The 20857-nt window shown below is 54.0% G+C and carries 25 protein-coding genes; 14 read left to right on the plus strand and 11 right to left on the minus strand.

All coding sequences use genetic code 11. The annotated features are described in order from the left end of the window. Positions 1-520: 520 nt before the first annotated feature. On the plus strand, positions 521-904 hold the full coding sequence (locus tag HY751_08005; GenBank protein ID MBI4666335.1) for a c-type cytochrome: 384 nt from the start codon (positions 521-523) through the stop codon (positions 902-904). A 636-nt stretch (positions 905-1540) separates the two neighbouring features. Then, positions 1541-1756 (plus strand): hypothetical protein, encoded by a 216-nt coding sequence (locus tag HY751_08010; protein MBI4666336.1) that lies wholly within the window; start codon positions 1541-1543, stop codon positions 1754-1756. Between the two features lie 65 nt (positions 1757-1821). Here the strand turns inward: HY751_08010 and HY751_08015 are convergent, their stop codons facing one another. Together HY751_08015 and HY751_08020 are read right to left on the minus strand one after the other, a co-directional pair. Continuing rightward, positions 1822-2913, minus strand: coding sequence for an inorganic phosphate transporter (locus tag HY751_08015; GenBank protein MBI4666337.1), 1092 nt, complete (start codon positions 2911-2913; stop codon positions 1822-1824). Further along, positions 2906-3601, minus strand: coding sequence for a DUF47 family protein (locus HY751_08020; protein ID MBI4666338.1), 696 nt, complete (start codon positions 3599-3601; stop codon positions 2906-2908). Before HY751_08020 ends, HY751_08015 begins: the two co-directional genes overlap by 8 nt. A gap of 451 nt (positions 3602-4052) precedes the next feature. On the opposite strand from HY751_08020, the gene HY751_08025 reads away from it, so the two are divergent. After that, positions 4053-5321: an MFS transporter gene (locus tag HY751_08025; protein MBI4666339.1), complete on the plus strand. Its 1269-nt coding sequence runs from the start codon at positions 4053-4055 to the stop codon at positions 5319-5321. Between the two features lie 9 nt (positions 5322-5330). On the opposite strand, the gene HY751_08030 is transcribed toward HY751_08025, so the two are convergent. From HY751_08030 to HY751_08040, 3 genes are all read right to left on the minus strand, one after another. Then, positions 5331-5738, minus strand: coding sequence for a PIN domain nuclease (locus HY751_08030; protein ID MBI4666340.1), 408 nt, complete (start codon positions 5736-5738; stop codon positions 5331-5333). Continuing rightward, positions 5735-5935 (minus strand): type II toxin-antitoxin system VapB family antitoxin, encoded by a 201-nt coding sequence (locus HY751_08035; GenBank protein MBI4666341.1) that lies wholly within the window; start codon positions 5933-5935, stop codon positions 5735-5737. The genes HY751_08030 and HY751_08035 overlap by 4 nt, the downstream gene beginning before the upstream one ends. Positions 5936-6064: 129 nt before the next feature. Continuing rightward, positions 6065-6787 carry an isochorismatase family protein gene (locus tag HY751_08040; GenBank protein MBI4666342.1) on the minus strand — a complete coding sequence of 241 codons (723 nt, stop codon included), beginning with the start codon at positions 6785-6787 and terminating at the stop codon, positions 6065-6067. Between the two features lie 216 nt (positions 6788-7003). Here HY751_08040 and HY751_08045 point away from each other — a divergent pair, with 216 nt between their 5' ends. Then, positions 7004-7324 carry a helix-turn-helix transcriptional regulator gene (locus tag HY751_08045; GenBank protein MBI4666343.1) on the plus strand — a complete coding sequence of 107 codons (321 nt, stop codon included), beginning with the start codon at positions 7004-7006 and terminating at the stop codon, positions 7322-7324. Positions 7325-7336: 12 nt separating this feature from the next. Here the strand turns inward: HY751_08045 and HY751_08050 are convergent, their stop codons facing one another. From HY751_08050 to lysA, 3 genes are all read right to left on the minus strand, one after another. Next, complete coding sequence (locus HY751_08050) at positions 7337-7567, minus strand: type II toxin-antitoxin system HicB family antitoxin (protein MBI4666344.1); 231 nt, start codon at positions 7565-7567, stop codon at positions 7337-7339. A gap of 495 nt (positions 7568-8062) precedes the next feature. Further along, complete coding sequence (locus tag HY751_08055) at positions 8063-8896, minus strand: diaminopimelate epimerase (protein MBI4666345.1); 834 nt, start codon at positions 8894-8896, stop codon at positions 8063-8065. 4 nt (positions 8897-8900) lie between these two features. After that, entirely contained in the window at positions 8901-10163 is a 1263-nt protein-coding gene (gene lysA / locus HY751_08060) for a diaminopimelate decarboxylase (GenBank protein ID MBI4666346.1), read from the minus strand. Between the two features lie 333 nt (positions 10164-10496). Between lysA and HY751_08065 the strand changes: the two genes are divergently transcribed. From HY751_08065 to HY751_08105, 9 genes are all read left to right on the plus strand, one after another. After that, on the plus strand, positions 10497-10742 hold the full coding sequence (locus tag HY751_08065; GenBank protein MBI4666347.1) for a hypothetical protein: 246 nt from the start codon (positions 10497-10499) through the stop codon (positions 10740-10742). Between the two features lie 143 nt (positions 10743-10885). Next, the gene (locus tag HY751_08070) at positions 10886-11632 is read left to right on the plus strand and encodes a hypothetical protein (GenBank protein MBI4666348.1); all 747 of its coding nucleotides are present in this window, start codon (positions 10886-10888) and stop codon (positions 11630-11632) included. A 56-nt stretch (positions 11633-11688) separates the two neighbouring features. Then, complete coding sequence (locus HY751_08075) at positions 11689-12057, plus strand: hypothetical protein (GenBank protein ID MBI4666349.1); 369 nt, start codon at positions 11689-11691, stop codon at positions 12055-12057. 12 nt (positions 12058-12069) lie between these two features. Next, positions 12070-13029: an alcohol dehydrogenase catalytic domain-containing protein gene (locus tag HY751_08080; GenBank protein MBI4666350.1), complete on the plus strand. Its 960-nt coding sequence runs from the start codon at positions 12070-12072 to the stop codon at positions 13027-13029. 47 nt (positions 13030-13076) lie between these two features. Next, entirely contained in the window at positions 13077-13859 is a 783-nt protein-coding gene (gene lgt, locus HY751_08085; GenBank protein ID MBI4666351.1) for a prolipoprotein diacylglyceryl transferase, read from the plus strand. Beyond that, complete coding sequence (locus HY751_08090) at positions 13843-14787, plus strand: RluA family pseudouridine synthase (protein MBI4666352.1); 945 nt, start codon at positions 13843-13845, stop codon at positions 14785-14787. The genes lgt and HY751_08090 overlap by 17 nt, the downstream gene beginning before the upstream one ends. A 136-nt stretch (positions 14788-14923) precedes the next feature. Next, on the plus strand, positions 14924-15598 hold the full coding sequence (locus tag HY751_08095; GenBank protein ID MBI4666353.1) for a 1-acyl-sn-glycerol-3-phosphate acyltransferase: 675 nt from the start codon (positions 14924-14926) through the stop codon (positions 15596-15598). Beyond that, complete coding sequence (locus HY751_08100) at positions 15595-16248, plus strand: ribonuclease HII (protein MBI4666354.1); 654 nt, start codon at positions 15595-15597, stop codon at positions 16246-16248. Before HY751_08095 ends, HY751_08100 begins: the two co-directional genes overlap by 4 nt. A gap of 46 nt (positions 16249-16294) precedes the next feature. Then, positions 16295-16681, plus strand: coding sequence for a YraN family protein (locus HY751_08105; GenBank protein MBI4666355.1), 387 nt, complete (start codon positions 16295-16297; stop codon positions 16679-16681). A gap of 74 nt (positions 16682-16755) precedes the next feature. Here the strand turns inward: HY751_08105 and HY751_08110 are convergent, their stop codons facing one another. Beyond that, positions 16756-16980 (minus strand): hypothetical protein, encoded by a 225-nt coding sequence (locus tag HY751_08110; GenBank protein MBI4666356.1) that lies wholly within the window; start codon positions 16978-16980, stop codon positions 16756-16758. Between the two features lie 241 nt (positions 16981-17221). Between HY751_08110 and HY751_08115 the strand changes: the two genes are divergently transcribed. Continuing rightward, positions 17222-17542 (plus strand): flagellar biosynthesis anti-sigma factor FlgM, encoded by a 321-nt coding sequence (locus HY751_08115; protein MBI4666357.1) that lies wholly within the window; start codon positions 17222-17224, stop codon positions 17540-17542. A 66-nt stretch (positions 17543-17608) separates the two neighbouring features. Here the strand turns inward: HY751_08115 and HY751_08120 are convergent, their stop codons facing one another. Then, positions 17609-19321 (minus strand): serine/threonine protein kinase, encoded by a 1713-nt coding sequence (locus HY751_08120; protein MBI4666358.1) that lies wholly within the window; start codon positions 19319-19321, stop codon positions 17609-17611. Next, positions 19312-20424 carry an alanine dehydrogenase gene (gene ald / locus HY751_08125; GenBank protein ID MBI4666359.1) on the minus strand — a complete coding sequence of 371 codons (1113 nt, stop codon included), beginning with the start codon at positions 20422-20424 and terminating at the stop codon, positions 19312-19314. The genes HY751_08120 and ald overlap by 10 nt, the downstream gene beginning before the upstream one ends. Positions 20425-20857: the final 433 nt, after the last annotated feature.

The raw sequence follows: 20857 nt of genomic DNA on the forward strand, positions 1-20857 counted from the left end.
TACACCCCTCTGCTCACCACTATAAGCGTGGGACAATTTTTATTACATTCAACACTTAATGTCAAGTCTAAATGTTAATTTTTGATTTGCCGGAAACCTGCCCCCTTATGAGGCTACTAATAGATGTCCAGGGTGGAAAGCGATTTGCGCCCGCAATTTCAACACCTGGGGCCTGTACATATGCGCGCAAAAGCTGTGGATAGAAAGCATCAACGCCCGCGGAGGCCATATAAAGAGCCTTTGAGCCCAAAATTTCCTTGACAGAGAACTGGTCAAAGTTTAGGATTTGGGCCTTAGTCAAACTATATAACGCCGCGCATCCGGCCGCTTTAACTTTTGTACCGGTATAAAGCGGGTTCGCTTACGCGGACACCGGCGTTGACGGGGGAATCCGGATGCTCTTTGGCTGACCGCTAAAATTATCTTTTGTCCTATTTGTTGGGGTAACACCGCGCGGGCTTTTTTGTCTGTAAAAATCCGCGAGGTTACGATAAATCCTTAACCGTTTTGGAGGAGTTTCATGAAGAAACACATTTTGGGCATGGTTACCGTTTGTTTCGCTATGGTGGTGGCCTTCGCCGGCTTCGCTTCCGCCGGGGACGCTGGCAAGGGCGAAGGGGTTTTCAAGGGCAAGGGCCAGTGCAAAAACTGCCACAAGCTCGATGATAAGAATTCCGTTGGCCCCGGCCTCAAAGGCGTGACCGCCAGGCATAACGACGAATGGCTTGGCAAATGGCTGGCCGACCCGCAGAAAACCTGGGAAGGTAACGACGCCGATGTACAGAAGCTGAAAACCTGGAAACCCGGCCGTGACAAGGCCGCGAAAACCGCTATGAAGATCCCCGCTCTTTCCGCCGAGGAAGTTGCGGACCTGATAGCGTTCCTGCATCAGAACGACAAATAAGCGTTTCCCGCTTATTTAGTTAAAAAACGCCCCGGCGGTAACCATCGCCGGGGTTTTTTATTCGCTGAATATTTTTAACATTCAATCCCATGTCCTTTTTTCCCCAAACTCCTGCTTTTTGTATCCATTTGATATTCTAAGGTATAGATAATATTTGCGGCGGCTTTATGCTCGCAAATAGCTACGATTTATTCCAAATGGCTCAATCCAAGCCCATTTGCATATTAAGTTGATTGAACACATATTAGATTTAAAGATGTTTTGGGTCAGCAGGAGGGTTGTTTCATGTCCGGAAAGACCATGGCCACTGAATCTGAACCTAAAAAACCCCAGGATTATAGGGATGTTTCAGTCAGTGAGTCCAAAACGGCGGAGGGGAAGCGAGAAGGATCCGCTCCGGCCCAGCAGAGCTTGGGAAAAGTGACCGGCAACGCAAGTGATGGCTTTTCAATGCCGTCCGACTTTTTCGGTTAGCATTGTTAATTGATCTGCTTTTTCCATAAAAGCCGGGCGCATAAAATCCGGGGCTAATCGTTTGAATATTTAATGTTTCCAAGCTTGGAGTTCTACAAGCCTTTGATTTTTACCGGGTACAGGCGCATATTAGAATCAGGGGCGGAAGTAGGAGATACGATCATGCTGGAGAGGGTTTCTTCAACCCAGATGGCTATCACGGAAAGACGCCGGGTGGCGCTCATAGAACAGGCCCAGAAAACGGGCATCATACTCACCGATGGCGAGTTTTGGGGCGGCATTGAACGCCGGGGCGGGAAAGGCATTCCGAGGAAAAAGGAAAAGCCCGAGGAGAAGACCCGGGAAGAGTGCCAGGAGCCGTGTGATTTCTTCGGTTAATTCGAAGGAGTGATTTATGGGCGAGAAGAGGAAAGAGGGGATTTCCGCAATCCCCCGGAAAGATGTTATTTCTTTGCTTTCAGCAAGAAAAGCAGGGCCGATGCACAGAAAACTGCAACGAGGAAGGCATCAAACCCAACACGCAGGGCGAGCCGGTAGGAAAGGAGGGAAATAAGCGCGGTTACCGGTATGGTTGCGGCCCAGGCGTATATGAGGTGGGTTACCATATCCCGCCCCATCTTGCCGGCGGTCTTCGCCGCCCCAACGCCAATTATTGAAGATATGGCAACGTGAGTGGTTGAAACGGGCATTCCAAGGCTTGTAGCCGCGGACAAAACCGCCCCTGTGGCGGCGTCGGCGGAAAATCCGTGGACAGGCTGGATGTCCGTTATTTTTTTGGCCACAGAACGTATTATTCTCCACCCGCCCGATAGCGTTCCCAGGCTTAGCGTGATAGCGCAAGCGGCCGTTACCCACAAGGGCACTTGCAGGCCTTCCGAATATCCCCCATGCATCAGGACCAGCGCCATTACCCCCATGGTTTTCTGGGCGTCATTGGCGCCATGGGCCATGCTGGAAAGCGCCGCCGAGGCCACCTGTAGCCGGGCGTAAACCCTGTTCGACTTCTGGATGGAAGTGGCCACGGGCCCGGCGGATCCGGCCCATCGGGCCGCTATCCTGAAAAATGCGAACCCAACCAAAAAACCGAAAACCGGCGAGGTGAAAAGCGCCATGGCTATCTGAAAAAGGGCGCTCCAGTGGATGGGCGCCGTCAAGGCCCCGTCCATTGTGGAGGCTTTGGCCACCGCCGCGCCCAATAGGCCGGAAATAAGCGCGTGGGAAGAACTGGAAGGTAGCCCGAAACGCCATGTGAAAAGGTTCCATATTGTGGCGGACAGCAACCCGCAAACCACAACCTGGGAATCCATGAAATGCGGATCCGCCACGCCACTTGCAATCGTGTAGGCCACCTTGTGGGAAATGAGGGAACCCGCCAGGTTGGACACCGCCGCCAGCATGAGCGCGGCGCGGGCCGTGAGCGCCCGGGTGGCGATGGCGGGGGCTATTGTGCTGGCCGCGTCGTGGAACCCCACGATATAGTTGAAAGCCAGCGCCAGGAACAGTGCGGCCAGATGGGTGAACGCCTGCTCAGGCATGCTCGATTAAAAGATCCTCCACGGTCTTTATCATGTCCACCAGGGTGTCCAAAAGCTCTTCCATCCGGTCCAGGATCATTTCGTCCATCATACCCCGGCGGTAATCCATAAGCCTGTTGGCCTCGGCGGCGGCGTTTATACCCGCCAGAATCTCTTTCTTGTGTCGCCAATACACCGCGTCCGCGGCGGTTTCCATGGCGTTCATCAAATCCAGCGTGGCGGCTATTTTGCCCATGTTGGCCCTGGAATCGGCCATCAACTCCGGCAGGGCCATGGCCTCGGCTATACCTTTCCTGTATATCTCCAGCTGTTCGCTTACAAACGCGGGGAACCCTGAACGGTAGTTCGAATGGATAACCAGCTTGGCCGACTCGTCGAGCATGTCCACCGCGTTGTCCAGACATTCGAACATCCTTCGCAGGTCCATGGCGGAATAGGGCGGGGTGAAGGTGCGTTTCAGGCCGCCAGCCACGCGGACAAGTATCTCGTCCCCTTTCTTCTCCAGCCGTTTGAGATTGTCCAACAGCCGTTCTTTTTCTTCCTGCGTGAGAGATTGTTTGGAGCAGGCATCCAGATACAAATCAACACCGGAGCTGATGAGCTTTAGCATCTCCCCCATGGGGCCGAAAAAATCCACCTCCTCGGGGAAGAAAAACCGGGAAAGCCTGCCAACCACATCAGAGAGCATCGTGCGCTCAACTTTTCGTTTTATTGTTTTTCATCACTAATCCAGGTCAGGGAAAAGCGAAAGTTGTTATATTGGCTTCGCCGGGGTCGCCCGACCCCGGTCTTCCACACACTAATAAAGAATCGTGGTCAGCGACCACGGTGAAGCATAACAAAGCCTGTTCAGAAAATCAGAAGGCATCGCGCGCTCCCGTTTTCGTTTCATCGTTTCCCATCACTAATTCCAGGTCAGGGAAAGGCGAAAGTTGTCATATTGGCTTCGCCGGGGTCGCCCGACCCCGGTCTTCCACGCGCGAGCATAGGACCGTGGTCAGCGACCACGGTGAAGCATAACAAAGCCTGTTCAGAAAATCAGAGGGCATCGCGCGTCCATTTTCGATTCATCGTTTCCCATGACCGCATTTTAACACTTATAATGTACGGACTTTTCGGGCAGTGCGAATTTAAGGAACATGAGCAAACAGTCCACTTCCCCATATCTATCGGTGTTCACCAACCGCCGGGTGGCCGCCGTGAGCATATTGGGTTTTTCATCGGGTCTGCCGCTGGCCATGACCGGTAGCTCGTTGCAGGCGTGGATGACCGTGGCGGGGGTGGATCTGACATCCATCGGCCTGTTCGGGCTGGTGGCCTTGCCTTACACGGTGAAATTCCTCTGGGCGCCGCTGATGGACCGGTTCGCGCCGCTACCTCTTGGGCGGCGGCGCGGGTGGATAGCTTTCACCCAATTGGCGTTAGCGGCGCTGATGGTACTGATGTCTTTCGCGGCTCCGGACGAAACCCCATTCGCGCTGGCGGCGCTGGCGCTTTCGCTGGCGTTCATGTCCGCATCGCAGGACATCGTGATAGACGCGTACCGGACCGATATTTTAAGGGAACGTGAACGCGGCGCGGGGGTGGCGGTGTTTGTCACCATGTACCGGCTGGCGATGATAACCTCCGGCGCGATGGCGCTTATCGCGGCGGACAGGTTCGGCTGGCCCGCCACGTTCCGCATGATGGCAGTTATCATGGCCGTACAGGTGGCGGGCACGTTGCTGGCTCCGGAGCCGGACGGGGAGATAAAACCGCCCCGCACGTTGTCCGAAGCGGTATGGGGGCCGCTAAAAAACTATTTCTCCAAAGACGCGGCGATTCTCACGCTGGCGCTCATCGTCCTTTACAAGCTGGGGGACGCTTACGCCGGTAGCCTTTCCACCACGTTTTTGCTCCGGGGAATGGAGTTTACGCAAACCGAGGTTGGCGCCATCAACAAGGGGTTCGGACTGGCGGCCACCATCGCCGGTTCGTTCCTGGGCGGAATACTGATGGCGCGGATGCCGCTGTACAGGGCGCTTATGGCTTTCGGAATTCTGCAGGCGGTTTCGAACCTTTCATATATGGCGCTGGCGGTTTATGGAAAAAATTTTGGATTGCTGATATTCGCCATAGGGTTTGAGAATTTCACCGGCGGCATGGGCTCCGCGGCGTTCGTGGCCCTGTTGATGGCCCTGTGCGACCACCGGTTTTCAGCCACCCAATACGCCATACTGTCGTCGCTATCGGCGCTGGGCCGGACGTTCGTCACCCCCACTTCCGGATATCTTGTGGAATATATGGGATGGGCCGCGTTTTTCGGATTCACAGCCATCACCGCATTGCCCGGCTTGGCCCTGTTGTGGTTCTTGAGGGGGAAGATAGATGGGTTGAACGGGAACCAGGAGAAAGAGGCGGCAGTATGATTCTCATTATTAAATATTGGGAACCTCATAGCATTTCAAGCCAGCGCATGCCTTGATAAAGTCAAAATCACTGTCTTTATGGAAGAGGGCCAGATTATTCTCCATGCATATGGCGGCGATGATGCAATCAATCGTTTTCCTTACTGTTTTTCCCTTTTTTCTGCATTCTTTGTAAATCCGCGCCGCCTCAATATACGTTTCGATGCCCTTCGGGCGCAAAACAGGAAACGTCATAAGGCTTTGCTTGACTGTTTGAAACTGGCGTTCGTCTTTAACGCCTTGAAGAATCTCCGTCATGATTATTTCAGTAATGGCCATGTCTTCATCGGCTTCAATAAGTCTATGAAGGGCTTTCCGGTGAGGCGAGTCCACGCCCCTAAAAAAGTCAATCCAGACGCTGGTGTCCACCAGGATCATGTTCTGCTTTTTCTCGTCTCGTCAAGATTACCAGCCCAGGCAACCTTGCCCTCCATGTCCAGAAGCTTCCTGCGCTTAAGTTTAAGCACAAGCTCCTCAATGGCGTAATTCACCAGCTCCTTTTTAGTCTTCTTGCGCGTAAGCCTTAAGGCCTCACTCACAAGCTTCTCGTCGAGCTCAATATTGGTTCTTAACATCCCAAACCTGCCTCCATCGATATACACATAGCATACCCCTTTTATGTGTACAAATAAAAGTGGGACTCGGCAGGCGCGCTGAAGCCTGTCAGGTGTTTTATTGAGTTATGAGGCGTCAGCGGGTTCGCTCTATTGGTCAAGAGCCGTTTTCAGTCCATCAACGGTTGTGGAACGGCCAAATTGAGTTTCAATAAGATTAGTGATAACTCTGTGCGTCCAGAACCCTTCAACTGTTTCCGGCGTCTCGAACGCCAGCGAAGCGTCTCTGACAAAGATAATATTGTATTTTTTAAGCTGTGATACGGGGATGATTCCAACCGGCCTGTTTATGACACAATAGTTTGAAGCGTATCCGGCGTACAAGACTGTCTTTATACCCGCTTTCTGTAAAAATCTATCAAATAAAGCTGTCGATTGGGCTATCTCCGGCCCCAATATGGTTTCGCCAGGAAGCGGGCGGATGCTCTTGCTGAGCTCCCACCCTTCATAAAGATGATGGGCATGAATAACCTTGATATTATGCCTGCGGGTCAATTCGAGAAGGGGCACGATTTTCTCCTGAATATTTCTTTGCGCTCTTGCTGACCATCCACCGTTTGGGTGCCGCTCCCACACATCAACAAGCACAAGAGCCATGCGATCCAAATCATAATCAAGCGTATCGTAACTAAAATGCGAATCCTTCTCTGTGTTCCATGTTTTATTTTTTACTGACGCAGTGAAACTTCTCACCTTAAGGCTGATCCGGCTCTTATTTTCTTCGCGTTGGGCAACTTGGCAAGACAAACAAAAAACACAGGCTGTTATAAACATGCTTGCCCTGAAGTATGGCTTGAGACAGGTATAGCTCACTTTCATATCGCCCAGCAAAGTAGCTGACAGATGCGGAAAGAAGGCTACCCATCCTCGCCAGCATATCCACCTTATTAATGGCCAAATAGCCTAACAATCAACCTAACAAATAGAGTTTCTATCTTATAGATAGATTTTGTCAATAGCTTTCTATCTATTAGTGCGTTCTGGATTTCCTCTACTCGGACACAATTATTGTGTTTGGAGGAAAGCGTCATGGCGGATATCAAGTCGTTCGGGTTGAGAGTGAAAACCTTGAGAGCCTTGCGAAAACTCACGCAGGAGCAGGTCGCGGAAAAATGCGGCATCAATTCCAAATATGTAAGTAGGATAGAGATGGGATACCAGTTCCCTTCATTCGACATCCTTGTAAAACTTTGCGCCGCAATGAACGTGGAAATGCAGGATCTTTTCAATTTTGCGCATACCGGCAAAAGCGCAAAGGAATACAGGAAGGGGCTGAACGAACTGGTCAACGAGGCGGATGAGGAAAAGCTAGAACTTGCCTACAGGATTATAAAGGCCGTTGTCAGATGACACAAAATCCATTTAAATCAAATCTCGCCAGGCCAGCATAAGCCTCCTGCCGCGCGGCTCCGGAATTGGATCGCCATATTCTTTAGCCGTATCAATCCACAATCTGATAGCCGCCTTTGCGTTAGCCAACGCTTTTTCCGGCGAGGCCCCATGCGCCATACAGCCGGGCAACTCTGGTATATCCGCAATAAACGCTTCATCCTCATCGCTCCAATATAAGATGATTTCATATTTGTAACTCATGGTTTTCCCCCAAATCCATATTTGATCGGAATTGGGTAGTGTCTCAGTTTGAAAGTACAGGGGAGATTCTTCACTTACGCTCAGAATGACAATATAAAAGCCGTTGATAACATAGTCATCCTGAGCGAAGCGCAAGCGAAGTGAAGGATCTGTCTGTTATTTGAGATTCAAACTGAGACACCACCTGATTTTCTCTTCAATACCATCTTTCCTGAAAACATGATGGCTCCCCCGGGTCCGTTCATCAAACCCCAGGCGCGCCAACAGGTTTCTCAATGAGTCAAACTGAACGTTGTTAACAGACTTGCCGATTAATATCGCCGCAAGAAGCTTATCGTGTTTCGACATGGCCAAATTACGCCACAAAGATGCGGTTAATGGTTGATTTGAAGCCCATCTCACCAGTGGCGGCAAAAGCGTGAATTCCGTTGATTTTCTGTGGCAGGAATAAAAAAGCGGACACGAATGTCCGCCACAACGATAAATGACGAGAGTCTAAACCCCCATCTTGCCCCTGAACACTTCCGTGGCGGGGCCGGTCATAAGCACGCGGTTGTCTTTGCCCCATTCAATTTTCAGCTGGCCGCCAGGCAGGTCCACCTTCACTTTCCGGCCGGTCTTGCCGTTCAACGCCGAGGCCACGCCCACGGCGCAGGCGCCGGTTCCGCAAGCCAGCGTAACGCCACTGCCCCGCTCCCACACGCGCACTTTCACATGGTCTTTCCCCACCACTTCAACAAACTCCACGTTGATGCGTTTGGGGAAATCCGGGTGGTTCTCCAGCACGGGCCCTTCCTGCTCCAGCGCCACATTGTCCACGCTGTCGGTGAAGATGACGCAATGCGGGTTGCCCATGGAAACGGTGGTGATGCGGTAATCCCTGCCACCCGCCGTAAACGGCCTGTCCACCACTTGCCCTTCAAACCTGGTGGGTATGGCCGGGCCGTCCAGTATGGGCTCGCCCATGTCCACCCGAACGAGCCTGTCGCCCACCATCTCGGGGCGGATTATCCCCGCCAGTGTCTCCACGGCAAGGGACTTCTTTTTCCTTATCTTCGGGTCTTTCCTGTCCCAAAGGTACTTGGCGAAACAACGGATGCCGTTGCCGCACATCTCCACCTCGCTCCCGTCGGCGTTGAAGATGCGCATTTTGTAGTCCGCCTTTTTCGACGGCTCTATGGTGATCAGCTGGTCGCACCCCACGCCGAAACGCCGGTCGCAAATAAGTTTCGCCTTTTTCGCCAGGCCGGGCATCTTCCGCTTGCGCAGGTCTATCATTACAAAGTCGTTGCCCAGCCCGTGCATCTTGGTGAATTCGAATATGGCCATGGCGTCACTCCAGGAAAGAGGGCACTTTTTCGCCCCGTATCAAGTCTTCCATGGTTTCCCGTTCGCGGACAACCTCAAAATTGGATCCGTTCACCATAACCTCCGCCACCCGCCTGCGGGAATTGTAGTTGGACGACATGGTGAATCCATAAGCCCCGGCGCTCATTACAGACATAAGCTCGCCTTGTTTGAACGAGGGTAGCACCCTGTCCTTGGCGAGGAAATCGCCCGATTCGCAGATGGGCCCCACCACGTCGGCGGAAACTTTCTTGCGCTCCGCCACCTCGGCGGATACGGGCAAAATGCCGTGATAACTTCCATAAAGCGACGGGCGCGCCAGATCGTTCATCCCCGCGTCCACCACGAAGAAGGTTTTGCCTTCGTTGTGCTTGGTGTAAAGCACACGGGTAACCAGCGCCCCGGCGTTGCCCACCAGCACCCGGCCCGGCTCGAAAACGATGGTGCAACCGGTGTCTTTCAATAGCGGGGCAACGGCGTCCGCCAAGTCTTTGGGATGGGGCGGGGCTTCGTCTTTATACGTTATGCCCAGCCCGCCGCCGATGTCTATATAGCGGATGACTATCCCTTCCTCCTTCAGCTGGCGCACCAGGTCCAGCGTTTTCTCCAGCGCGTCCACGAAGGGCGCTATCTGGGTTATCTGCGAGCCAATATGTTTGTGGATACCCACTATCTCTATGTTCGCCAAAGTGCGGGCCTGGCGGTATTCCTCCAGCGCCGAGGTGTAGCTTATGCCGAATTTGTTCTGTTTTAGGCCGGTGGATATGTATGGATGGGTCTTTGCGTCCACGTCCGGATTCACGCGCAGGGTGACGCGGGCCTTCACACCCATCTCGGCGGCCACGGCGTCTATGGCCATAAGCTCCTGGGACGATTCCACGTTGAACATCAGGATTCCCGCCTGGAGGGCCTGCCTTATCTCGTCCCGGGTCTTGCCCACGCCCGCGTACACTATGCGCTCGGCTGGCACCCCGGCTTTCAGCGCCCTGAAAAGCTCGCCGCCGGACACTATGTCCGCCCCGCCGCCGGACTTGGCGAAAAGTTTCAGGACAGCCAGGTTGGAGTTGGCCTTCACCGCGAAACATATCAGGTGAGGTACGCTCTCGAACGCCTTGTCGAACACCTCGAAATGGCGTTTCAGCGTGGCCGAACTGTAACAATAAAAGGGAGTACCCACCTTCTCCGCTATTCTGGAAAGAGGTACATCCTCGCAATGGTATTCGCCGTCCTTGTACTCGAAATGATGCATGTCACAAGCCCTGATATTTTAATGGTGTAAAACCCTTACCCGCCACCGGAACCGAACAATAAATGATGCTTTATGGGCTGTTTTTTGTCAACTTGGCCCCGGCGAGGGTAGTGTCCCAGTTTGAAAGTACTGGGGAGATTCTTCACTTACGCTCAGAATGACAATATAAAAGCCGTTGATAACATTGTCATCCTGAACGAAGCGCAAGCGAAGTGAAGGATCTGTCTATTATTTGAGATTCAAACTGAGACACCACCCCGGCGTGACTGTAATGGCTAACACATTGCGACATTTGAATATCTGAAAACCGCCCTGGAAGATAGCGACCCCAAAATGTTTCTTGTGGCCTTGAGAAATGTAATTGAGGCCCAAGGAATAAAGATTTCCAATATCGCTGGAAAAACACAACTGAACAGTGAGAACCTTTACAAGGTTCTGTCGGAAAAAGGTAATCCCAACTGGAAAAGCATCCACAAGATTCTTAACGCTATGGGGTACTCTCTTACGCTCACTGCGGGAAGACTAGCCAAACCAAAAAGAACCAGACGTGTTCACAAGCGGCCCGTTTCCGCTAATTAAAAAGTTGTTCAATCTTGACCCGGATATCCTAAAAGTCAGTCACAGTTCGCCATCCCTTATGGCCTTTTGACTGGCTGGAGCCACCGCAAAGGTGTATCCTTTTAAGCAAGATAAACATTGGGCTTTCTATACAGGGGGTCTTGATGAAAAAGAGTGTTTTAAATGTCATCCTGGCGGCGGCCTTCGGGCTGGCCATCTCCTCCGGAAACCTTTTCGCCGCGGAACCGGAAGCCACGGTTACATCCGGTGGCGGGCCCACCATGGAGCAGGCCCAGCAGGAGGCTTACAGCGGGCCGAAAGCTAGGCTGGCGGTGAACAAATTCACCGTAAAGTCCGCCAAAGGCGCGGGAGACCTGGGCCAGGGTCTGGCGGACATGCTTACCACCTCGCTGTTCCACACAAACAAGTTCATCGTTTTGGACAGGACCGACCATAAGGATGTAATGGCCGAGCAGGACCTTGGCGCCTCCGGCAGGATAAAACAGGAAACCGCGGCCCCCATCGGCCAGATGGAAGGGGCCGAACTGCTGGTTACGGCGGCTGTTACCTCCTTTGAGCCGGACGCGGGCGGCGCCATAGGCGGCGTGGGCGTTCCCGTTGGCGGCGGGGCGTTCTTCGGCCTGGGCGGCGGCGGCAAACAGGCGTATATGGCCATAGACATGAAAGTGGTGGACACAAAAAGCGGCCGTATAGTTGGCGCTGTCACCGTGGAAGGTAAATCCAGTGACTGGTTCGCCGGAATAGGCGGGGCCATCGGCGGCGTGCCGGTTCCGTTTCTTCTGGGGGGGTATGCGAACACACCCATGGAAAAGGCCATCCGCGTGTGCATCATTAAAGCGGTGGACTACCTGGCCACGCAAACGCCACCAGTATATTTCCATAGCAGGTAAGGCTTACGAAAATGGGGCTATCCTCTATTAAAACTATCGCCCTGGCGGTTGGTTTGATGATGATAACCGCCTTCGTGGCGGACGCGAAAGTTTTAAGCCGGTCGGCGCCGAAGGTTACCCAGGTACGCATAGTCCATGCGGTGAAAGACCCCGCCGCCCAACCTTCCAGTTGGGGGATAGACTCCAGTTTCATTGGCCCGGGGGACATCCGCCGGCTCGTGAGTATCGACATTTATCTGGACTCGTACAGCCGCATTGCGGCGGTTAAAATAGTCCGGCAGACCACCGTGGGGGATACGGTCACCCAGTTGTTCGCCGACGTAACGGAGCTGTCCATAGAAACCCTCAAGGAAGGCGCGGACCGGCCATTTAAAGATGTTCCGGTGACAGTGCAAACCGCCGACGGCCTGACCTTCCCCAACTAGATCCAAAACGCGGTGCTGGCCTTAAAACTCGATAACGTCATAACCCTTGACCGGGATTACCCCGTTCCAGCAACTAACCCCGGCGAGGCGCTTATCCGCCCCACCCTGGCGGGGATATGCAATACGGACCTGGAACTGGCCAAAGGTTACATGGGTTTTAAGGGCGTGCTGGGCCATGAGTTCGTGGGAGTGGTGGAACAGTCGGACGAATCGAGGTTCGTCGGAAAGCGGGTGACAGGCGAGATAAACTGCCCCTGTGGTAATTGTAACATGTGCCGGACAGGCTTGGGCAACCATTGCCCCAGCCGCACGGTGCTGGGGATAGTCAACCGCGACGGCGCTTTTTGTGAACGGTTCGTTCTGCCAAACGCCAACCTGCATGTCGTGCCGGATTCTGTAAGCGACAGGCAGGCGGTATTCACCGAGCCTCTGGCGGCGGCGTTCCAGATAAACAACCAGGTTCCCATAGGGCCGTTCCACAAAGTGGCGCTGTTGGGGGACGGCAAGCTGGGGTTTCTGATAGCGCAGACGCTGGCCATTACCGGATGCGGCTTGACGGTAGTTGGGCGGCATCCTGAGCGGCTGGAATTTTTGAAGACAAAAGGGGTGGAGTTTAAGACGGAAAGCCAGACGCAAACCCTTGGTCGCGCCTTTGATGTGGTGGTGGACGCCACCGGTTCCCAAACCGGCCTTGCCACGGCGGCGCGGCTGGTAAAACCCCGGGGGGTTATAGTGCTTAAAACCACCGTGGCCCAGCCTGGCGGGTTTGACTTGAACCAACTGGTGATAGACGAAATAACCGTCACCGGCTCCCGGTGCGGCCCTTTTGTGGAGGCGCTGGCGGCCCTGGAAAAAAACCTGATCGAAACCGGGCCGCTTATAGCCTCGGCGCAACCGCTGGAAAACGGCGTGGAGGCCATGAAAATGGCCGCGCAAAGCGGCGGGCGGAAGATTTTGCTGAAAATAAGCTGATAATATATCCGTAGTAACTTATTTTTAAATCGAAGGCGTAACCATAGATGCATCCTGTACTTTTTGAGTTCGGCCCCATAACCATCCACACTTATGGCCTGTTGGTGGCTTCCGGGTTTATGCTGGGCATCGCCTGGACAGCCAGGCTGGGCAACAAAGAGGGGTTCGATCCCCAGGTGGTTTACGACACGGCGTTCTGGCTGGTGCTTTCGGCTATCCTTTCGTCCCGCCTGGCCTACGTCATAGTTGAATATAAACATTTCGCCACCCATCCGCTGGACATCGTAAAATTCTGGGAAGGGGGCCTTGTGTTTTACGGCGGCGTTATTGGCGCGGTTTTGGCCCTTTACATCTGCGCGAAAAAATACGGCTTTAACTTGTGGAAGTTCGGCGACATCGCCGCGCCGGGGGTGGCCCTGGGGCATGTGCTGGGCCGGCTGGGCTGTTTCTTCGCAGGTTGCTGTTACGGGCAAGAGACAAACGTGCCATGGGCGGTCACCTTCCGCGATGTAAAATCCATCGCCCCACTGGACGTGCCGTTGCATCCCACCCAGCTTTACGATGCGCTCAACGAGCTTATAGTGTTCGGCATTTTGACACTCATCAGGCCATACAAGAAATTTAACGGCCAGATATGGTGGACATGGGTTGGCCTTTATTCTTCGGGCCGGATAGTGGTGGAATCTTTCCGGGGCGATCCCAGGGGGTTCTGGTTCCATGGTCTATTGTCCACCTCGCAAATACTTGGCGCCCTGGGTGTAACCCTGGCTATCGCCATGTATTTTAAAAAGCGGAAAGACGCCGCCGGGGCCGATGCCGGAAGGGATTAACAGCGTCACCCTTACGGTTCCGCCAGATTCCGCCGGAGCGAGGATAGACAAGTTCATAGCCGATTCCCCGGCTGGTCTCTCCCGCTCGTTCGTCCAGAAGCTGTTAGACGAAGGGCTGGTTAGCGTCAGCGGCAAGGTGGCGCATGCGTCCACAAAACTAAAATCCGGCGATACGGTGGCTTTCACCATCCCCGCGCCAAAACCGGCGCAGGTCCTACCCGAAAACATTCCGCTGGATGTCGTGTATGAGGATGATGACATCATCGTAATCAACAAACCCGCTGGGATGGTGGCCCACCCGGCCGCCGGGCATTTTACGGGAACGCTGGTGCACGCCCTGCTTGAGCATTGCATGGGCAACCTTTCCGGCGTGGGGGGTGAGCTGAGGCCGGGCATAGTGCACCGGCTGGACAAGGACACCACCGGGCTTATCGTGGCGGCGAAAAACGACCGCGCCCACCAATCCCTCACAAACCAGCTTTCCGAGAGAGCCATGTCCCGGGTATATGTGGCGGTGGTGAAGGGATCGCCAAAACAGGCCGAGGGAGTGGTTGAAGCCAACATCGGGCGGCATCCCAAGCAAAGGAAAAAGATGGCGGTGTTGAAAAGGGGCGGCAGGCCCGCCGCAACAAAATACCGGGTCACCCAAAACCTCGGGAAAGCCAGCGTGGTGGAGCTCTCCCTGTTGACCGGAAGGACCCACCAGATAAGAGTGCATATGCAGAGCATAAACTGCCCGGTGGCGGGGGATCAGGATTACGCCCGTTCCGGCGGGGGTTATCCAATCAAGCGCCAGGCCCTTCACGCGTGGCGGTTGAAACTTGTCCACCCGGTGTCCGGAGAGCATATGGAGTTTAGCGCGCCTCTGCCCGAAGACATGACGCAACTAATAAAATTTCTAGGCGGTAATCCGGAGCCTTATCTATAACGCGCCGGGGGCTTGTCCTGAAAGTCCCTGTCGGTTATATTCCATAATCATGCTGATAATTAGCGAAGACGAAGAGAAAAAGTTCAGCCTGTCCCCGATCCAGTCCTTTATTAATTTAATCGGGCGGGCGTCGGGTATGCCTCTGGCCTGGCTGTTTTACAAGGCGCTTAACCGCTCCAGGGCCATCGGTCTTGAGAACCTTCCCAAAGAAGGTGGGGCGCTTCTGGCGTCGAACCACGTATCCGGCGTGGATACCATGTTGATACCTTATTTCGCCTACTCCAAACGCCCGTTCATAACCCCAGCCAAGGAGGAGCTTTTCAAGGTTCCCGTGATGGGTCCAATTTTAAAGTTTTGGGGCGCGTTCCCGGTGAAACGCCACTCACGGGATGTGGAATCCATGAAACGAATCGCGGTATCCGCCCGGAAATATATGGTCATGATATTTCCCGAAGGCACCCGCACCAAAACCGGCAACCTGCTCAAAGGCAGGCCCGGCGTTGGCTGGATAGCCTACAGCGCCCATCCGGTGGTGATCCCCACCCTGGTGATAAATACCGACAAGTTTTTCTGGCCTGGCAGGCCCCGCCCATGGTTCGGAGTGCCATACACAGTGGTATTCGGTGAACCGGTGGATCTGTCCCGTTTCTACGACCTGCCAGACACCAAAGAAACTTCCCAGGCTATCGTGGACGAGATAATGGACAAGATAGGCGAGCTGAAAAAGAAACACAGCGATATTTATCTAAACCCGGTCCTGTTGCCCGACGGCTCGCCCGCCGGACAGCTTATAGACGGTGTGGTGAAATAATGCTCACCTTCGAGCGGAACGCGGCGGCCCAGGGGTTTTGCCGCGTGGCCGGGGTGGACGAAGCCGGCCGCGGCCCCTTGGCGGGCCCGGTAGTGGCCGCGGCGGTCATTCTTCCGCCGGGGGTGGACATGCCCGGCCTGACCGACTCTAAAAAACTTTCCGAAGATGCCAGGCGGAAGTTTTACCCCACAATCATGGAAACGGCGGTGGCGTGGAAAGTGGCCGCTGTGGAGGCGGATGAAATAGACCGGATAAATATCCTTCAGGCCACAAAAATGGCCATGCGCATGGCGGTGGAGGGTTTGGGTGTTGAGCCGGATCACCTGCTGATAGACGGCAACCAGAAGATATCCTGGCGCGGTTCGCAAAGGACCATTGTTAAGGGGGATTCGTTGTCCCTCTCCATCGCCGCCGCCTCGGTGCTGGCGAAGGTGACGCGGGACAGGATAATGGAAGAGCATGCCCTTCAGTATCCCGTTTACGGTTTCCAGCGGCACAAGGGATACGGAGTGGCGGAACATCTGGAAGCTATCCGCCAACACGGCCCCAGCCCCATCCATCGCAAAACCTTCAGGGGAGTGAAGGAGCATTTGGCCAAAGAAGTATCAGAAAAGCTTTTTGGGCAAATATCTATCCCTTCCTTAACCTAAAATGGGACATATATGGCGTAGCTTGATCCGCTGGATATTGGATAGAGTGGCGTTCTTGAAGGCAAGGACGGGTTCCAGCGCAGGGCATTTACGGCTGGGCAGGCTGGGGGAGGATTTGGCCGCCAACGCCCTTATTGGCGGGGGTTATAAAATACTCCATCGCAACCTGAAGGTGTACCGGCGCGAGGTGGACATCATCGCCGACCATAATGGGACTCTGGTGTTCGTGGAGGTGAAAACCCGGGCCAACCATTCATTCGGCACACCCCTGGGATCCATAAACCACAAACGGGAAAAACGGCTCCGGGAAGCCGCCGAGCTTTATGCCATGAGGAACAAGATAACCAACCGCTCCATCCGGTTCGACGTGGTTTCCGTGGATTTTAGCGAAGGAGGAGGCCCTAAGCTGGAGATAATAAAAAACGCTTTTTAAGTCAACCGGTTCAAGAGGGTTACGGGGAGCAATACACTATCTGAAAGCCTCAAGGGTAATAATCAACCAAGCCCTTATGCCTTGATGCTGATCTTAGAGCTTCCCTGGGCGCCCTGCGCCACTTTGCGGCCATTGGCCACAAAATTCTGCGTGTGCTGGGCCGCAACGCTCTGTAGCGAAGAAGGGTTGGTGGCCGGCATCATCTTGGAGTTCCCGGGGGGCGTCTGCATCATCTTGGTGCGGGAATAGCCCATACCCACCGTCCCATAACTACCGGCCCCGCTTGCGAATAACGGCATAACTCAATCTCCAGATTCCACCTCATCAGCTTTATCGGCGCTTTTTCGGAATACTTTAGTCCCCGCGCGCCAATTATTAATAATTATACATCCGCGATGATATAATCCTTAAACTATATTAAGGACTTGTACTGTTGAGGGTTGTTTGGGGGTAAACTGATTTCCCTAAACTTTGACCGTGAGGGTTCCGATATAACAATTACGAAAGACAATCGTGGTATCCTCGTAAAGGATATAGGTCATGGTAATTGAAAGAATAACGGGTGGTAAACCCCAGGAAGTCCGGAAAGCCGAAAAGGAGGATGTAAAGAAATCCCCTGCTCCGGCTAAAAAGGAGGCGGAAGCCCCAAAAGGCTTCGATATGGCTTCCAGCGCCGCCACGGTTTCCGAAAGAAGCAAAGCGGCCATCAAGGCTTATCGCATCGCCATGGAGTCGGACCCTTATTTGTCCAGGGCGGCCAAAGTGGCGCAGATAAAGTCCCAGGTGATGGAGGGAACGTATCATCCTTCCAGCGGAGATGTGGCCCAGGCCATTCTGCAGAGCATCGTAAAGGGGAGTTAGTCCAGCGCGGGGTTTTACAAAAAGCCTGCGCCGGTTAGCGCCCCTTTTTCTTTATCTTCCCCGGAATCAGCGTAAATCCAGCCGCAAAGTCTCACCGGCTTTTATCTTTACCCTGTTGTTATAAGGCGACCTGCCTTTAAACTGGACATATACAAGGTGCGTTCCGGTGGAAAGGTTTTTCACATGCACCCGCTCGGTCTTGAATTCCCTGCCGTCCACGTAAGTAACACTGCCGCCGGGGACAAATATCTCCAATGCGCCGGAATCGGCGGAAGCCGAAGTTGAGCCATTGGTGGTGGAGGGTTTAGCCGTGGATCCGGTTTGCTCGGCTATCCTGGTGAGGGCGGCGGAAAAGCTCCCCTTTGTCCCCAATGTGATCTGTTTCACCTGGGGTTTATAGCCTTTTTTGTTTATCTTTACGGTTAAATCACCGCTTTTGACCTTCATGTTATTGATTGGAGTGGAGCCGATAAACTTGCCGTTTATGAACACCTCGGCTCCGTCCGGCTCTGAATTCACCGTAAGATATCCGTATCTTGCGCCAGCCGCCGGAGCCGGTTTCTCCGTTTCCGGTGTTACAGAGGTAGCCTGCTTGACCGGCTCTTTCTTCTCTGGCTTAACCGCTGGTGTGCCCGGCGCCGCACCTGGCGCAGACGCCACCGGGGCGACGGGGGCAGATGTGGCCGCTACCGGCTCAGGCGCAGGCTTGGGCGTAGCCGCCGGGGCGGGCTCCACCTTGGCCACCTGTTGAGGCTTTTCTTCCCCTCCGCCGGAGAACACAAATACCGCCACCAGCAGGGCCAATACCACGCCCACACCACCGCCAATGTACATGCCTGTCTTTCCACCAAGCTTCGGCATACCCTTCATGGACGGGATTTTTGGGGCCATACGGCCATCAATAACGATGGTGGAGTCCCCTAAGATATTGAAATCCTTTTCTGAATTCGTAAGGATGGCGTTGAGCGCCCTTATATATTCCTGGCCGTTCTGGAACCGCGAATCCGGGTTCTTCGCCAAACCTTTCTTTATAAAAGCGTCCACCACCGGCGGCAAAGTGGCGTTCAGCCTGCGGGGTGGGATGGGCTCTTCGTTGACCACCTTATAGATTACCGAGGTGATAGACTCGGCCGAGAACGGTTTCTCGTTGGTGATCATCTCGTACAGCAGGACTGTTAGAGAGAAGAAGTCCGACCTGGCGTCCACCTGGCGCCCCTGCACCTGTTCGGGTGACATATAGTTGGGCGTGCCCAAAATGGTTCCGGTCATGGTCAAAGACGAATCCGAAAGCCTGGCCAGGCCAAAATCGGTAAGTTTCGGAATATTCTCTTCTGTAACAATGATGTTGGCCGGTTTAACGTCCCGGTGGATAACGCCCCGCTTATGGGCATAGTCCAGCCCTTCGGCTATCTGGCGGACAATGTTTACTATCTCTTCAAGGTTGGTGAAAGTGCGGTTGTTTATGTGCCAGTCCAGCCCACGGCCACTAAGAAACTCCATGGCGATGTAAACCATGGTACCGTCGGGAGTGGCTTCCTCCCCCGCATCGTATATGGTGACTATGTTGGGGTGGGAAAGCTGGCCGGCGGCCTGGGCCTCCACATGGAACCTGTGGGCGGCCTGCTGTTGGTCGGCGCTTTTGGAGCCTAGGGCCGGGCGCACAACTTTCAGGGCCACAAGACGGTTTATTTTTGGATCCCGCCCTTTATAGACGAGACCCATGCCGCCACTGCCTATTTCTTCTATTATTTCAAAACGGCCCAGATGCTTTATAGCCATTTTTCTGGAAATCTATACGAAAGTTCAAGGGATTCCGCCACTTGCGGGTGGGTAACCATTCCTTCGGCCACGTTCAAACCCATCCGCATAGAATAGTTGGAGCGCATTGTTTTATCAATCCCTTTTTCCGCCAGCTCCAGCAGTCCGGGAAAGGTGGCGTTGGACAAAGCGAAAGTTGAAGTGCGCGGCACGGCCCCAGGCATATTGGATACACAATAATGGGTAACCGAATCAACAACATAAGTCGGGTTTGAGTGGCTCGTGGGATGGGTGGTTTCGGCCATGCCGCCTTGATCCACCGCCACGTCCACTATCACGGAGCCGGGTTTCATATCGGCCAGCATGTCCCGGGTGATTAATACTGGCGTGCGCCCACCAGCCACCAGCGCCGCGCCGATAACCATATCGGCGTCATCTATGGCGGCGCAAACGGTATGCTGGTTCGAATACATGGTTTCGGCCCGCCCGCCGAAAATGTCGTCGATCATCCGCAACTTCGTCAGGTTCGTATCCAACACCTGGGTTCTGGCGCCCAACCCCAAGGAAATTTTCACCGCGTTCATCCCCACTATGCCGGCGCCTAGCACCACCACTTTTCCCGGCGGCACCCCGGGTACCCCGCCCAGCAATACCCCCCGGCCGCCATTTTCTTTTTCCAGATACCGCGCCCCGGCCTGAACGGCCATCCTTCCGGCCACTTCGCTCATCGGAATAAGCATGGGCAACGCCCCTGTGGCCTGATCCTGGACGGTTTCATAACCTATGGCTACGGTTCCGGTTTCCAGAAGTTTTTTCGCCAGCTCTGGCGCGGCGGCCAAATGCAGGAACGTGTAAAGGATCAACCCCTCGCGCAAAAACTGGTATTCGGAAGGGATGGGCTCTTTCACCTTGGCCACAATATTTGCGCCCCAAGCTTCCCCGGCGGTATCCACCATCCGGGCGCCAGCCTCTTCATATTCGGCGTCGAGTATGCCGGAACCTTCCCCCGCGCCACGCTGGACAAGGGTTTCATGCCCGGCAAGCGTCAACTGGCGGACTCCCGCCGGAGTGACGGCCACCCGGTATTCGTCTGGTTTGACTTCTTTTGGAACGCCTATGATCACCTATGTTCCCCTAAAAAGCGATTAGGGATTATAGCACTCGTGAACGCTTTTAGGATTGCGGCGGTAATTGAAGTGACGCCGCAGTCCGGCTGATCCGGCCCCGCAGGCAATAAGCGCGAACCCTTCACTCCAGCCTTCTGCCATTACCAGAAACGCGCGCTTTAATTTCACTGACCCGTTACTACGCAACCTTGGTAGTGTCTCAGTTTGAAAGTACAGGGGAGATTCTTCACTTACGCTCAGAATGACAATATAAAAGCAGTTGATAACATTGTCATCCTGGGCAAAGCGCCAGCGAAGTGAAGGATCTGTCTGTTATTTGAGATTCAAACTGAGACACCACCGCAACCCTCATTGACTTTCCCTGTAAACTGCGCCACAATTAAATCGAAAGTATAGCGAAAATACTTTCAAGAGGTGGTGGCAACGAAGA

Source organism: Nitrospinota bacterium (genome assembly GCA_016208975.1).
Taxonomy (GTDB): Bacteria; Nitrospinota_A; UBA7883; order UBA7883; family JACRLM01; genus JACQXA01.